Raw genomic sequence first — 15,271 nt, forward strand, 5'->3', positions numbered from 1 at the left:
TCATGAACGACCTGATCCCGATGCTCAGCGGTTCCCTGGGCAACCCGTTCGAACTGATTGACCTGCCAGTTGATGACTGGATCACCTGGTTTGTTGACTGGCTGGTGAACACCTTCCGGGACTTCTTCCGGACCTGGATCAGCCCGCCGGTTGAGACCGTTATGGAAGCGGTTCAGTGGGTCCTGAACTCTGCGCCGCCCCTGGTGATCCTGGCCGGCCTTTTCCTCATCGCCTGGCGTTCCGCCTCCTGGAAAGTGGGCGTATTCGCCGTGATCGCCTTCGCCTTCATCGGCTTCATGGGCGTCTGGGACGAGCTGATGACCACTCTCTCGCTGGTGATCACCTCGGTGCTGTTCTGTCTCGTCATAGGGGTGCCCATAGGCATTCTCTGCTCGCGCAGGGACATGACCTACACCCTGGTGCGACCAATACTGGACATCATGCAGACCACCCCGCCCTTCGTTTACCTGGTGCCGGCGGTGATGCTGTTCAGTATCGGCAACGTGCCCGGACTGATCGCAACCATCATCTTCGCCATGCCGCCCACGATCCGGCTGACCAACCTGGGCATCCGCCAGGTGCCCGGCCAGTATACGGAAGCGGCCACCGCCTTCGGCTCCACGCCGCGCCAGATCCTGTGGAAGGTCCAGGTACCGCTGGCCATGCCCACCATCATGGCGGGCCTGAACCAGACCATCATGCTGGCGCTGTCGATGGTGGTGATCGCGGCCATCATCGGTGCCGGTGGCCTTGGCCTGCTGGTGTTCCAGGGGCTGAACCGGCTTGATATCGGCCAGGCCTTTGTTGGCGGGCTTGGAATTGTGCTGCTGGCCATGGTGCTCGACCGGATCACCCAGGGTCTGGGTGAGAAGGCCCCGGGCAGCCGGGCCAGCAGTGATGACTGACAACCATCTGTGAAGCGCGGATGCCGCCGGCATCCGTGGGACGACACAGCTCACAGCGATGTGAGTTAAATAAGAGCAATACGGAGGAACGTATTATGAAACGCCTGAAATCCATTTCGCTGAAAGCGCTGGCGCTGGCCCTGGTGGGCTCTCTGGCGCTCAGTGCCCAGGCCGACGATCACAAGTCCATGCCCGGTGAGGGCGTAAGCGTCCAGCCGGCTGTGGCTACATGGACCTCCGCCATTCCGGTGAGCTGGGTCTATGCGGAACTGCTGACCGAGCTGGGCTACGACGTCCAGGATCCGATTTCCCTCCAGAACCCGGTGGCCTACCTGGCCATGAGCGAGGGCGACGTAGACTACTGGCCCAACGGCTGGTTCCCGCTGCACAACCCGCAGCTGCCCGACAACTGGGATGACAAGGGCACGATCTTTGATCCGCTGTGCAAGGGCTGCGGCATCCAGGGCTACCTGGTGAACAAGGAAGCCGTTGAGAAGTACGACATCACAGGCATCATGGACATCGTGGAAAACGAAGAGATCCGCAATGCCTTTGACCACGACAACGACGGCAAGGCCGAGCTCTACGGCTGCCCGCCCGGCTGGGGTTGCCACGAAGGCATCAACGCCATGATCGACAAGTTCGAACTGGGCGACCGCATCGACCACGTGGATGCCGGCTATTCCGCGAACTTCACGGAAGCCATGTCCCAGATCGAACAGGGCAACCCGACCCTGTACATGACCTGGGGCCCCAGCGCCTGGATCCTCAAGCTGGTACCGGGTGAGGACGTTATGTGGGTCAACGCGCCCGGCATTGTCGAAAGCGAGAACGAAAAAGCTTCCGGCATCACCGGCGCCGTAACCGATCCCATCCAGATGGGCTTCGTTGCGGCTGACATCCAGGTTGCCGCCAACAACAACTTCCTCAAGGAGAACCCGGCCGCTGAGGAACTGTTCCGTCAGGCAGAAGTACCGCTGAAGTGGATCAGTCAGGTTGACGGCAAGATGAGCGAGCAGGACCTGGACGACGACGAAGTCCGGCCCCTGGCCGCTGAGTGGATCGATCAGAACCGCGACATGGTCGACAAGTGGCTGAAGGCGGCGCGCGAAGCGGCCAAGTAAGCCAGCATCGATCCATCGGGATCAGAAGGGGGGCTCTGCGGAGCCCCCTTTTTTATGCCCGTTTACCGGGCCGGCGTGCAGGCCAGCCGGTAGGCGGCCGGTGTCACCACCAGGGCGATCACCGTCGCCAGCAGCAGCCCCACGCCAAAGGTCTGGGCAAACGGCGGCCAGAGGGTGCCGCCGGCCACCATCAGGGGCACCAGACCACCAAAGGTGGTCATGGTGGTGGAGCCGATGTGGCGGAACGTAGGCCCTGTGATCACGTCGACCATGGCGGCGGCATCACCGTCCCGCGCGTGGTCATCGTCGTCCAGGGCGGCGATCATGATGATCGTGGCGTTGATGGCCACTCCCACCAGCCCCATGATCCCCACGATGATGATGAAACCGAAGGGGTGCCCGGCCAGGGCGAGAGCCAGCAGGCCCAGGCCAAAGGCCTGAGCGCCGCTGAAGAAGACAATCCCCGCCCGCCGGAAGGAATTGAAGGTCAGGGCCACCGCCGCGACCATCATCAACACAAGGATGGCGACGGAGCTCAGAAGCCGGGTGACGGCCTCGTTGCGCTCCTCGGCCTCGCCACCGGTTTCCAGCCGGTACCCGGGAGGCAGATCCAGCTCCGCCTCCAGTTTGCCTTTAAGGCGCCGCATCACCGTAGGCGCCAGTTCCCCAACCTTAAGGTACCCACGGACGAGCTGGACCCGTTCGCCCTGGCGGCGCTGGATGCGCCGCCAGGACGGCGTCAGCTCCTGCTCCGCCAGGGCCGACACCGGGATACCACCCCGGCCCTCGCCGCCGCGGATCAGGGCACTGCCGAGCATACTGCTCTGACTGCGCCAGGGCTCCGGGTAGCGCACCTGGACCGGCATCTGTTCCGTTTCCTCCAGCATGAAGCCACCATCACGCCCGCTGAGAAGGGCGTTGAGCTGGCCAGCCACCCGCTCCGCGTCCAGTCCCAGCGCCGCGATCTCCTCCTGGTCCGGAGTCAGCTCAATCCGGGGCTGGTCCCGGTTGACCAGGGTATGCACATGGGTCACTTCCGGCAGAGCGTGCATGAAACCGGCGATGCGCTCGCCCAGATCCGCCAGCACCGGCAGTTCCGGGCCATAGAGGCGCAACTCCAGGGGTGCCGCCACCGGCGGGCCCTGTTCATAACGCCGCACCAGCGTCTGGGCGTCAGGGAAGGCCTCATCAAGCCGTTTCTGCAGCGTCCGGATCGCCGGGATCGTCCGCTCTGCCCCGGCAGTATCCACAATGGCCTGGATAAAGGCGGGATTGCTGTCCTCACGCCCCACCAGGTTGTAATAGACCTTGGGCGCGTTGCCGCCCGCGACCATCCAGACGTCCTGCACCCCTTCAACATCCCGGATGACCGGGGTCATACGCTGCGCGACGTTCCGGGCGCGATCCACCGAGGCGCCGGGTTCAAGGCGGACCTGGATATGGAACTGGTCCCGGTCCGCCGCTGGAAAGAAGCTGATCGGCAGCATCGGCAGTATCACGGCGCCGCTGATGGGCAGCAGCAGTGTCAGGCCTATGGCAATGACGGGGCGCCGCAGTGTGATCCCGATGAAGGAACGCAGCCAGCCCATGGCCCGCCCCGGCCCCGAGGCGGAGGCGGATGTCAGCCCGGTCAGAAGCAGGGGGCTCATGGCGGGAATCACCAGCAGCGCCACCAGGTAGGAGCTGATCAGCGCCAAGATCACCGCAATGGCCAGCGGCCCCACGAACTCGCCCGCGCCGCCAGGCATAAGCACAATCGGCATGAACGCCAGGATGGTGGTGAGCGTGCTAGCCAACAGCGGACCAGCGAAGTGGCGCAGCGTCCGGCGGACGGCCTCAGTGTGGGAATCCCCCTGGCCAAGGCGCTCACGCAGGGCGTTGGTCACCACAATGGCGTTGTCCACGATCAACCCGATCGCCACGATAATGCCCGTGATGCTGATCTGGTGGATATTGACTCCGAAGACCCGGAACAGGCTCAGCACCAGCAGCATGGTCGCGGGAATGGCCAGCCCCACGGCGGCCGCCCCGCGCCAGCCCAGGGTCAGGAACAGCAGGGCCACAACGATGACCAGCCCCATCAGGAGGCTGCCGACAACGCCTTCCAGCCGCTCCTGGGTATAGAGGCTCTGGTCGAAAAGAACCCGGGTCTCGATCCCGTCCGGCAGTTCCGCCCGCATCTCATCCAGGACGCTCCTGGCCTGCTGCGACCAGCTGTCGATACGGCCACCACCGGCCATGCGGGCGCCCACCAGGATGGTTTCCTCGCCATTGAGCAGCGCGTGCTGTTCCGGCGGGTCGGCCACGCCCCGCTCCACGTCCGCCAGGTCGCCCACTTTCAGGCGCTGGCCCTCGTCGATGCTGATGGTGACATCCCGGACCCGCTCCAGGTCCGCGAAATCCCCCCGCAGCGTCACCGCCCGGCGCGACTCGCCGTTGTCCAGAACACCCGCGGGACGACGGGCATCGGAGCCGGCCACCCGCCGGGCCATGTCTTCTGCGGACAGCCCGAGCTGCGCCAGCTCGGCCGGGTCCGCGTGCAGGCGGATCACCTCGGCGGCGCGACCGAACAGGTTGGTATAGTCGGTGCCCGGCATGGCCCGGAACCGCTCCTCCAGGCGCTCCGCGTGGCGCCCCAGGGCGTTGTGGCTGATGCCCGGATCCTCACGCGTCAACGCGATCACCATGGAGAAGGCGTAGAAGCGGTCATCAATCAGACGCGGTCGTGATGCCTGGTCCGGCAGGTCCGGACGGGCATCCGCCAGCTTGTCCCGCACCCGGCTCCAGACGGGTTCGACCTCCGTCACCTCCTCGAGGAGCTCAATCGCGATGCTGGAGACCCCCTGTCGGGAGGCGGACGAGAGCACCTTGACCTCCTTGAGGGTACGGATCTCGTCTTCAAGCGTCTGCGTGACCAGCGCCTCGACCTGTTTCGGGTCCGCTCCCGGGAAGGTGGTGAGCACCCGTGCATTACGCGCCGTGATGCGTGGATCCTCGAGGCGTGGCAGGGTCTGGATGGCCGCCAGCCCCGAGACAATCAACAGCCCCACCGCCATCACCAGCAGGCGGCGGTTGAACAGCAGCCGTTCAATCACCGTCGCCACCCTCTTCCGCAATGCGCACACGCTGGCCCGGCACAACCCGGTGGGTACCGCCATCGATCACGTCCATGCCCGCTTCGAGTGGGCCGCGGACCAGAACCCGCCCATCGTGGCTGTAGAGCCATTCCACGTTCACGCGCCTGATCCGGTGCGCTTCCTCCCCATCCGGTTCCAGGACCAGTACGGCCCAGAGGCCGGAACGGGCCCGGGTCAGCGCGGATTCAGGCAGGACATGGCCGCTTTGCGACACCTCGGTGGCATGGCGTAGATGGGCGATCTGCCCCGGAACAACCGGGGCGCCAGCATCCAGTGCCACGCGCAGGGTGCGTGTGCGCCTCGCCGGATCCAGCTCCGGAAGCCGCTCGATCACGGTACCTTCCAGCGATTGGTCACCCACCCTCAGCGAGACACGGTCACCGCTGCTGTAGGCCGCTGCCGTACCTGCCGGCATACCAATGCGGGCCTCCAGGCTCTCGGGGTCCAGCACCCGGAAGGCCGGCGTGCCGGTCGTGACCAGATCGCCCTGATCCACCATCCGGCGGGCCACAACGCCATCGAACGGCGCCCTGAGGCGTGCGTCATCCAGATTGGCCTGAACCCGGTCGCGACGCCCCTCAAGCCCCTGGAGCTGGCCTTCCAGGCGCCGGCGTTCCGCCTCGGCCCGATCCACATCACGCTGGGTACTGGCGCCATCACGGCGGAGGTTGCGCTGGCGCTCCTCCTCCTGGCGGGCCAGATCCAGGCTGGCCCGGGTGGCGGCGATCTCGCCTTCCACCTCCTTCAGCGAGGCCCTGAGGCGGCGATCATCCAGAACCGCGAGCACCTGCCCCTGGGTGACAGCATCCCCTTCCCGGACCTCGATGCGGGCAACCCGCCCTTCCGGCTCGAAAGCCAGGGTGCTGGCCCGCCGCGGCTCCACGAGCCCGGTGTGGCGGGTCACCTGCGGGAAGCTGTCCACCGCCTCGGGCGTACTGGTGCTGACGGGCAGCAACCGTTGGTCATTGGCGTCCGCGCTGGTCTGTGTGCTGGCCCAGGCACGCATTATGATCAGGGCCACGGCGAGGACCGCCAGTGCCACCAGCACCCGCGGTCGTTTCCATTGGTCAGTCATGGTCAGGCTTCCCGGCTGTTTTCTTGTTGTACCGCTTGGCAAACGATCCGCGCGAAAGCTTAACAGAAGGCAACCCATAGCACCCTATCTATCCGGGCGATTTCCCTGACCTGAATGACGGGCCCCACTGGAATCCAAAGTCTTGCATCACCTCTCAGATCCACGCTTGCCGTGGGTGGTAACCTTGCTGGCCGGAACTGGGACACCACGAGTGACTGCCATGGGAATGAACACCCGCGCCTGCATCCTTTGTCTGCTGATCGCCCTGCTCAGCCTTGGCGGCTGTACGGTCCACCAGTCCATCGGCCATGATGCCGGCGCCTTCCTGCGGGATGTGGACGGTGAGCGCTTCCGTCCCGTGCCCAAACACAAATGGGACAGCAACAACCACGCCCTGCTCTATGTCTACCGCCCACAGTCGGAGTGGGGCGACCAGGAGCTCATGGCGCCCAGCTTCTACGTGGACGGCCACCACTACGTGAACCTGCGCAGCGGCGGCTACACCTGGCTGGAAATCCTCCCCGGCACCCGCGAGCTGGACATGAGCCGCCCCTTCTTCGGGATTGAAGGCATCGGGTTCCGCTTCTCCCATCTTTTGGATGCCGAACTGACAATGGAGGCGGGCGAGATCTACTTCCTGCGCTACTCCGAGGTCAGCGAAACCGACTCCATGGACCCGCGCCTGCCCGATGATCATCCCCTGAGCCGTGGTGCCGCACGGCTTGTTACGCAGGAAGCCGCAATGAAGGAACTGCGCCGGACCCGCTTCATGGAGAGCGTGCTGCTCGCCACCAACCATGCCGGCACCTCCATTGTGGCGGACAACCGCGAGGCGGATTACCAACGCCGACGCAAGGCACTTATGGAAAAGCGTAAAGAGGAGGTCGAACGCATGAAGGAGCAGGGCCATTACGAGCCCGCTCCCTGGTACTGGCCCTGGGGCGGCGGGCCTTCCCGGCCACTGGAGACGGATCGCAAACTCCGCCAGCTTGAAAGGGAACGGCAGCAGAGGCTGGCCGCACAGGAAGGCGACGGCCACTGGTGGTGGCCGTTCTGAGCGCCATACCGTAGTATGGCGGCGTTATGAGTGCCAACACGATATCCCTTAACCGCAACACGGATCAGCTTCCGCAGGACGGCCGCCCCGTATGGCTTTTCGGGTACGGGTCACTGATCTACAAGGCGGGCTTTGACTATATCGAGACGCGGCCGGCCACCATCCAGGGCTGGAAGCGACGTTTCTGGCAGGGCTCCCACGACCACCGCGGCACCCCCGACAGCCCCGGGCGCGTCGCAACCCTGATTGCCGATGCCCAGGCCTCCTGCACTGGCCTGGCATACCGGGTGACACCGGATGTTTTTGAACAGCTGGATGTACGCGAGAAAAATGGCTATCTGCGCCTGATCCGCTCTCTCAGGCTGGACGATGGCAGCGACGCGGAGGGCCTTGTCTACATCGCCACCGAAGACAATGCCGCCTGGCTGGGGCCGGCTACAGAAGCCGCCATTGCACGGCACGTAGCCGCTTCCGAAGGGCCCAGCGGACCCAACAGCGACTATGTGCTCGAACTGGCGGAAGCGCTGCGGGCCATGGGCGTTGATGATCCGCATGTGTATGCGATTGAACGCCATCTCAGGGCTGTCCTTGATGGGGACAATAAACCCGCCTATAGTTACAGCCAGTCCCCTGAGACCTGATGAGTCAATCACGTGTCCGATAATGACAAGAACAGACCCGTCAGGGACGCGAGCCTAGCCGAACCCGCGCTTGCCGTTGCCACAAGGCGACTGCGCACTGATTTCCAGCTCTCGATCATTACGCTGCTGGGCGCGGCCGCCCTGTTCGGCATTATTCCTTTTGGCGTCTACCGGTTCCTGGAAACCAATTACCTCGCCGGCGCTGCCGATTCACTGATTTCCTTCGGCATCCTCAGCAGCGTGATCTATGCGTGGCTGTCCGGCGATACGGAGAGGACGGGGTTCGCGCTGGCGGTCTTCTGCTGTGTTGCGGGGGCGGTCATCGGCTCCATTCTGCCGGAAGTGGGGCACCTCTGGAGCTACCCTATACTGGTGGCAAGCTTCTTCCTTACACGGCCGATCATCGCCATCAGTCTCAATACCGCCATGGTCGTGGCCATCATCATCCATGGCACCTCCCTGCCCTCGGGAGAGAGCCTGTGGGCCTACTTTGCCACGGCCACGGTGGTCAGCGCCTGCGCCTTCATCTTCGCGATCCGTAACCAGCAGCAACGCAAGGAAATGGCCGTTCTGGCCCGCCGCGACCCGCTCACCGGCATACGCAACCGCCGCTCCATGGACGATGCCCTGCAGCTGGCCGCCTCCACCGCCAGCCGCACCGAAACCCCCTATGCCCTGGTCATGCTGGACCTGGACCACTTCAAGGCCATCAACGACAAGCACGGCCATGGCCTGGGTGACGAGATCCTGGTCAACCTGGCCAGGATGGTGGAACGCAATACCCGCCAGAGCGATCAGCTGTTCCGCTTTGGCGGCGAAGAATTCGTGCTGCTCATGCCGGGCGTGGACTCTGACGGCATGAGCGCCGTGGTCCAGGGCCTGCGCCAGAAGATCCGGTCCACCCTGAGAAGTCCCGATGGCCCCGTCACCGCCTCCTTTGGCGCGGCTCACCTGGGAGCGGATGAAAGCTGGGAGGACTGGCTGAAGCGTGCGGATGATGCGCTCTATCAGGCCAAGGAGAGAGGCCGTGACTGTGTCATAATCGCCAGCGACCGTGAACAGCCCGCCGGCTGATCTCAGCTCACGAGCCGAACCCCGTATCCCGACCGCTGAACCCGCCCCTCATCCACCAGTTTCTCCAGGTGGGCTTCCAGTGAGCGCGCAGCCACCGGATGGATAGCCGCCGGCACGTCGTCATAGACCCGGGGCAGCAATGCTTCCGTCTCAATACCTTCCGGCGCCTCGGCCAGGCAGTCCAGAACCTTGTGCTCGCGGCGATGGCGGTGGGTGATCAGATAATCGAACACCGCCCAGGGATCGGCCATCAGCTGGCCATGCCCCGGCAGCAGATGCGCCACCGGCTCATCCAGAAGACGCCGCAGCGTGGCCAGATAATCCCCCAGATGCCCGTCCGGCGGGTCAATGACCACTGTGGAGGACTGCATCACCAGATCCCCGGCCAGCAGTAGCCCATCCGGTTCCCACAGGAACGCCAGATGATTAGCAGCATGCCCGGGTGTACTCAGCACCCTCAGCCCCGGTACCAGGTAATCCCCGTCTGCTGGCTCATGATCCGGCGCAAGATCGTAGTCGTGATGCGCCAGGCCTCCTGCAGGGCGCCGGAACACCAGCCGGGCGCCAGTGCGTTCGCGCAGCCGATGGCTGGCCGGTGTGTGATCCAGATGCGTGTGGGTGAGCAGTATGCGGTCGATACGCCCCCCGGTGGCAGCGAGGATGGCCTCGACATGAGCGCCATCATCCGGCCCCGGATCCACCACCAGCATCTCCTCGTCCGTACGCAGGATGTAGGTGTTCGTGCCCGGCCCTGTCATGACACCCGGGTTGGGAGCAGTCAGGCGGGTGATGGCCGGAGTGATCGCAACCGCCTCGCCCGGTTCGATGCGTCCGGTCGTGTGCCCACCGGCTGCGGGGTCCAGGAAACGGGCCTCGTCGTATCCTGCCGCTCCGGCAGCCAGGCTGCTATTGCGGATCGGCCAGTCCTCTGCCGGCGCTTCATAGGGAACCAGATACGCCATTGATGCAACCAGATCGGCAACGCTCCGGAATCCCCGGATCTGCCTCAGCGTGCCCAGTGTCGGAGGCACCAGCAGGCGCTCACCACGGCCATGCTCCTCCAGAGCCTGCTCCGGTGTCAGCCAGAAGGCCTCGGTGGTTTCCGTACCATCCGGCCAGGCGGTCTGTCCCGCCGGCACTGGCGCCAGGAAAAAGCGGGTATCAAAACGCCGCGGGGGCCCTGGGGGCGTGATCCAACGCCCCAGATAGAAGAGTCCATCAGCGGCGGGCGTCAGCCCGGCGCGCCCGCAGTAATCGGCCAGCGACTGCTCGCCGGCATCCAGCCGCCGCCGTTCATCGAGCTCCGGCACTGTATGCGTGGTCAGCCCTCCGGCATCGTCCCGGACCACCAGAACGCCCGCTTCCTCAAAGCACTCCCTGAGCGCTGTGGTGCGATCCACCAAGGCCCCATCCAGATCACTGACCGCCCCGCCCGGAAACACATCGAACCCCGGCAGGAAGACCGCGTCCCTGGTACGACGCAACAGCAGTACCTCCGGGCCACCGGCGCCATCACGCGCCAGCACCAGGGTCGCTGCTTCACGTATCTCAGTCATGGCCACTCAGCAGGTCGCCTCCATCGCTACCTTGCCCCGGGTATGCCGGGTTTCAATGTGACGGTGGGCATCCTCGGCATGATAGAAGGGATAAATCTCGTCCACGTGCACCCTGAGCCGACCCTCATTCACCCACTGGCGCAGCACGTCCAGGTCCGCGCGATTGGAATGCACGATCACAAGCCGGTTGCGCTTCTGGAGACCCAGCCGGGCCAACCCCTCTGCAGGCAGGCTGTGACCGCTGGGAATGGTGTTCACATAGCGCCCGCCCCGCACCAGCGTGTCGCTGAAGTCACCGACCCGGTAATTGCCGAAGACATCGAACACCGCATCAAAGGGGCCGGGAATGGCGGGGGCCGATGTCTGCTGGTAGTCCACAGCCTCGTTCGCCCCCAGATCACTCACGAACTTCAGGTTACGCTCACTGCACACGGCGGTGACATGGCAACCGAGATTGCGGGCAATCTGCACCGCGAAGTGGCCAACGCCACCGCTGGCGCCATTGATCAGAACCCGCTGCCCCGGCTGGACACCGGCGCAGTCGCGCAGCGCCTGCAGGGCGGTGAGGCCGGCCAGAGGAATGGCCGAGGCCTCGGCAAAGGACAGCCCCTCCGGACAGGGAGCCACCTCATCCGCCTCCAGCACCGCGTACTCAGCATGGACGCCACCGTGGAAACGGTTGCTCATACCGAATACCGGCTGCCCTACTTCCAGGCCCCGGACACGGTCCCCGATTCGGGAGATCTCCCCGGCCATATCCAGACCGCTGACCCGCGGCAGGGGTTCGCGGTCAAGGAATCGCAGGAAGGTGCTGAACATCCCCTTGCGCAGCAGCACATCCTTGGGATTCAGACCACCTGCCCGGACACGCACCTGGACCTGGCCGGGACCAACTGCCGGTTCCGGCCAGTCATCCACCCATTCCAGCACATTGGGTTGTCCATAGGCCCTGTAGATGATGGCTTTCATGGTGGCGCTCCCTGACCAGAGACACGGACTTTACGCCATTGTAGCCGTCAACCAGCCAGTTTTCCTCTGTATTTACAGGCCCATACTATTTCCGGGGGCCCGAACACTGCCCCCTTTGTCGTCACGGATTGCGGTACTCGGCTTTCGGCCCCAGATAGTACCACCAGTTCACCACCAGGCAGACGGCGTAGAAAACGGCGAAGGCGTACAGCGCATTCTCCGGGGTGGTCGCCTTGATCTGTTCCCCGAAAACCTTGGGAATGATGAAAGCGCCATAGGCTGCTATGGCGGATGTCCATCCCAGAACCGGACCAGCCTGTTCAGTGTTGAATACCTGGGCGATGGTCCGGAATGTCGACCCGTTACCGATTCCAGTTGCCGCAAAAAGCAGCAGGAACAGCAGCAGGAAGGGCATGAAGAATTCCTGCGGTGTCTGCGAGGCATAGGCCAGCTGCATGTAGTAGGCCACACCCAGAGAGCTGGCGATCATCACCACCGCCACGATGCCGGTGACCAGTGCACCCCCTACCTTGTCCGCGATCCAGCCGCCAACAGGTCGAATCAGCGCGCCGATGAAGGGGCCCATCCAGGCGTACATCAATGCGGACGGACCGGCAGGATTAGCCGTGTCATGCGTCATGACGCCATCCACCATGATGTGCTGATAGCCGAAGATGACCTTGATCGCCAGCGCAAAGCCCGCCGAGAAGCCGATGAAGCTGCCAAAGGTCATGGTGTAGATGAGGCTCATGATCCAGGTGTGCTTGTTCGAGAAGATCTTGAACTGGCGCTGGAGATTCGGCTTGATCTCACCCGGAATCAGCTTCAGAAGCATCACCGTTGTGAACAGAATGCCCGCAATGACCGGCCACTTCACCCAGTCCGGGGTACCCAGTCCAACCGGGGCGGGAAGGATGATGTAGAGACCGACGGCGGCTGTGAAGAAGCCGATCAGCAGCATCCCCGTGATCTTGCCAAACGCGCTCAGCGGACTGCCGATGTTCGGCGATACGCCCTCGGTCCGGATATTGTCCATACCAAACCAGCCCGCGAAGGCCAGCGGAATCAGGAACAGCAACCAGACATAACCGGCATTGTGGATAAAGGTCTCACTGCCGGCGGGAATCTTGCCGATCAGGGTGCCGGAACCGTTTTCCAGGATCATGGGAGCGCCACCGAAGACACCGATGGTCATGAACAGCGGCACCAGGATCTGCATGGTCGTAACACCGGCATTACCCAGCCCGGCATTGAGCCCCAGGGCAAGGCCCTGTTTCTTCTTGGGGAAGAAAAAGCTGATGTTCGACATGGAGGAGGCGAAGTTGCCGCCGCCGATACCAGAGAGGAAAGCCAGGATCTGGAAGACCCAGAGCGGGGTTTCCTTACTCTGAAGGGCCAGGCCCGTTCCGATGGCCGGAATCATGAGCAGGGCCGTGGTAAAGAAGATGGTGTTACGACCACCCGCAATGCGGATGAAGAAGCTGCTGGGAATCCGCAGTGTGGCACCGGTCAGGCCAGCGATGGCCGTCAGTGTGAAGAGTTCTTCCTTGGGGATCGGGAAGCCCAGATTGTCCATCTGGACCGTGATGATCCCCCAGTAGAGCCACACCGCAAAACCGCACAGCAGACTCGGGATGGAAATCCACAGGTTGCGGTTGGCGACTTTCTTACCCTTTGACTCCCAGAAGTCTGGGTCTTCCACATCCCACTTATTGATTTCACCCATAACAAGGCTCCGTATCTATCTGTATGAATCGGGTTCCGCGGGAGGTCGAGCCTCCCGCTTCTGTCTCAGCTTTTTGCGGCATTGCCCTCACGCCCGTAATCAAGCTGGATTTCCGGGAGGTAGCGGGCGCTTTCCTCTTCTCCACGCTCCGGGTGGCGGCGACGCTCCATGCGTACGATGGCACCGTGCATCCACAGCAGCGAGACCAGCACCAGAAGGAAGAGCAGCATGAAGCAGCTTGTCCAGACACCCAGCACGTCATTCAGTACGCCGAAGATGATCGGCAGGAAGAAACCACCGAGGCCACCGATCATCCCCACAAGACCGCCCACGGACCCCACGTGATCGGGGTAGTAAACCGGGATGTGCTTGTAGACTGCTGCCTTGCCGAGCGACATGACAAACCCGAGCACGACAGTAATCAGTGCGAAAACTGCCAGCGGTACGCCAAAGGCGAATTCAATGGGCCCATCAATGCCCTGGATGACGTAGCGGGTCTGGGGGTAGCTCAGAACAAAGAGGCAGAGCAGGGAAACGCCATAGGTCCAGTACATCACCGCACGGGCGCCGATCCTGTCGGACATCCAGCCTCCCAGGGCCCTGAATACTGAGGCCGGAAGCGCGTAGAGCGCGGCGAGCATGCCTGCCTGTTCCAGGCTGAGGTCGTAGACGCTGACGTAGTAGTTCGGCAGCCATGAAGCGAGGGCCACAAAGGCACCAAAGACAAAGAAGTAGTAGAGCGAGAAGCGCCAGACCTGAAGCTTCTTCAGCGGAGCCAGCTGCTCCTTCACCGGCATGGGCTGCGTGCCCTCTTCGACCCGACGCTTGAGACGCGGGTCATTCTCCGTCATGAACCAGAAAATCACGGCCATGCCGGCGAGAATGGCGGCATAGACCTGGGCAGTCATCTCCCAGCCAAGTGCCACGACCAGAAAGGGCGCTCCGAAGTTCGTGACAGCGGCACCAACGTTACCGGCTCCAAAAATGCCGAGGGCTGTTCCCTGGTGTTTTTTGTCGTACCACTCCGAGGTGTAGGCAATCCCGACGATGAAAGAGCCGCCGGCCAGACCAATGCCCAGAGCAGCAACCAGAAAGAGGCCATAGGTTGTCACTGTTGAAAGGAGGAAGACTGCCACGGACGTGGCCAGCATCAGGATCGTGAAGACCAGCCGTCCACCAAAGCGCTCGGTCCACATGCCAAGGAAAATCCGGCTTATGGAACCGGTCAGAACCGGCGTCGCCACCAGGAGCCCGAACTGCGTGTCGGATAGTCCAAGATCCTGTTTGATTTTCACCCCGATCACGGAAAAGATCGTCCAGACCGCAAAACAGGTGGTAAAGGCAAGAGTGGAAAATGCGAGTGCCTTATGGGCTCGCGGTGGGTCGTAATCGTGTTCACTCAGCATCGTCAGCTCCTGTTCAATCAGCGGCCACACAGCACTTTGTGGCCTTCCGACATAGAGTAACCAGATAAGGAGCCTTTTACATACAGGTTTATTTCCAAATAATCAGGGAGTTACCCATATAGGGGTAGGTCCGGAAAAGTTGAGGTAGATCAAAGTGGCTTCAGGATGGCCAGAGCAAAGATCGCCGCCAGCTGACCCAGGGCCACCAGCGCCGCTACCACTCTTACCCCGGGCGTCCGCGTCTGGTCCAGTGCCCACTTGCCGGCCAGGATATAGCCCACCAGCAGGATCACCTTGCCGGTCAGCCAGTGGTGAACGAACGGCATCCAGCCGCTGAGGGCCAGCAGCCCCAGTGCGGCGGCCAGCAGGGCGGTATCATTAAGGTGGGGAACCCAGCGCAGCGGTGTACCCCGCCAGCCCGGCCGACCAGCCGCATCCAGCCCCAGGCGCAGCAGCATCAGGGCTGCGGTGGTATAGGCGGCCAGCATGTGCACACCCTTGACGATGTGATAGAACTCCATAGTCGACCCCGGACACTAAGATTTATTTAAAATATATCTTAACTGGGTTACACTGACTCTGTCATGCGATATGGCAGCAG

12 protein-coding genes are annotated in these 15,271 nt (G+C 63.1%); 5 read left to right on the top strand and 7 right to left on the bottom strand.

Going from position 1 to position 15,271, the window contains the following annotated elements; all coding sequences use genetic code 11:
- The first annotated feature begins 2 nt into the window (after positions 1–2).
- On the top strand, positions 3–905 hold the full coding sequence (locus QZ501_RS03055; protein WP_295717046.1) for a proline/glycine betaine ABC transporter permease: 903 nt from the start codon (positions 3–5) through the stop codon (positions 903–905).
- 95 nt (positions 906–1,000) lie between these two features.
- The gene (gene proX / locus QZ501_RS03060) at positions 1,001–2,029 is read left to right on the top strand and encodes a glycine betaine/L-proline ABC transporter substrate-binding protein ProX (protein ID WP_295717048.1); all 1,029 of its coding nucleotides are present in this window, start codon (positions 1,001–1,003) and stop codon (positions 2,027–2,029) included.
- A gap of 62 nt (positions 2,030–2,091) precedes the next feature.
- Here proX and QZ501_RS03065 read toward each other — a convergent pair whose 3' ends face one another.
- Both QZ501_RS03065 and QZ501_RS03070 read right to left on the bottom strand, forming a co-directional pair.
- Positions 2,092–5,133 carry an efflux RND transporter permease subunit gene (locus QZ501_RS03065; protein WP_295717049.1) on the bottom strand — a complete coding sequence of 1,014 codons (3,042 nt, stop codon included), beginning with the start codon at positions 5,131–5,133 and terminating at the stop codon, positions 2,092–2,094.
- A complete protein-coding gene (locus QZ501_RS03070; RefSeq protein ID WP_295717051.1) occupies positions 5,117–6,241 on the bottom strand; it encodes an efflux RND transporter periplasmic adaptor subunit in 1,125 nt (374 codons plus the stop codon). Before QZ501_RS03070 ends, QZ501_RS03065 begins: the two co-directional genes overlap by 17 nt.
- A 220-nt stretch (positions 6,242–6,461) precedes the next feature.
- Between QZ501_RS03070 and QZ501_RS03075 the strand changes: the two genes are divergently transcribed.
- The 3 genes from QZ501_RS03075 to QZ501_RS03085 are packed head-to-tail and all read left to right on the top strand — an operon-like array spanning position 6,462 to position 9,013.
- A complete protein-coding gene (locus tag QZ501_RS03075; protein ID WP_295717053.1) occupies positions 6,462–7,298 on the top strand; it encodes a DUF2846 domain-containing protein in 837 nt (278 codons plus the stop codon).
- 26 nt (positions 7,299–7,324) lie between these two features.
- A complete protein-coding gene (locus QZ501_RS03080; RefSeq protein ID WP_160898294.1) occupies positions 7,325–7,939 on the top strand; it encodes a gamma-glutamylcyclotransferase in 615 nt (204 codons plus the stop codon).
- 12 nt (positions 7,940–7,951) lie between these two features.
- Positions 7,952–9,013 carry a GGDEF domain-containing protein gene (locus tag QZ501_RS03085; RefSeq protein WP_151441550.1) on the top strand — a complete coding sequence of 354 codons (1,062 nt, stop codon included), beginning with the start codon at positions 7,952–7,954 and terminating at the stop codon, positions 9,011–9,013.
- A 2-nt stretch (positions 9,014–9,015) separates the two neighbouring features.
- Here QZ501_RS03085 and QZ501_RS03090 read toward each other — a convergent pair whose 3' ends face one another.
- From QZ501_RS03090 to QZ501_RS03110, 5 genes are all read right to left on the bottom strand, one after another.
- Positions 9,016–10,569: an MBL fold metallo-hydrolase gene (locus tag QZ501_RS03090; RefSeq protein ID WP_295717057.1), complete on the bottom strand. Its 1,554-nt coding sequence runs from the start codon at positions 10,567–10,569 to the stop codon at positions 9,016–9,018.
- A gap of 6 nt (positions 10,570–10,575) precedes the next feature.
- Positions 10,576–11,538 carry an NAD(P)-dependent alcohol dehydrogenase gene (locus QZ501_RS03095; protein ID WP_160898292.1) on the bottom strand — a complete coding sequence of 321 codons (963 nt, stop codon included), beginning with the start codon at positions 11,536–11,538 and terminating at the stop codon, positions 10,576–10,578.
- A gap of 121 nt (positions 11,539–11,659) precedes the next feature.
- Positions 11,660–13,264 (bottom strand): MFS transporter, encoded by a 1,605-nt coding sequence (locus QZ501_RS03100; RefSeq protein ID WP_295717059.1) that lies wholly within the window; start codon positions 13,262–13,264, stop codon positions 11,660–11,662.
- 65 nt (positions 13,265–13,329) lie between these two features.
- Entirely contained in the window at positions 13,330–14,670 is a 1,341-nt protein-coding gene (locus QZ501_RS03105; protein ID WP_295717061.1) for a nitrate/nitrite transporter, read from the bottom strand.
- A gap of 149 nt (positions 14,671–14,819) precedes the next feature.
- Positions 14,820–15,191 carry a SirB2 family protein gene (locus QZ501_RS03110; RefSeq protein WP_295717064.1) on the bottom strand — a complete coding sequence of 124 codons (372 nt, stop codon included), beginning with the start codon at positions 15,189–15,191 and terminating at the stop codon, positions 14,820–14,822.
- Between the last annotated feature and the right edge of the window lie 80 nt (positions 15,192–15,271).

It is taken from the genome of uncultured Halovibrio sp., from assembly GCF_913056445.1.
Taxonomy (GTDB): domain Bacteria; phylum Pseudomonadota; class Gammaproteobacteria; order Pseudomonadales; family Oleiphilaceae; genus Halospina; species Halospina utahensis_B.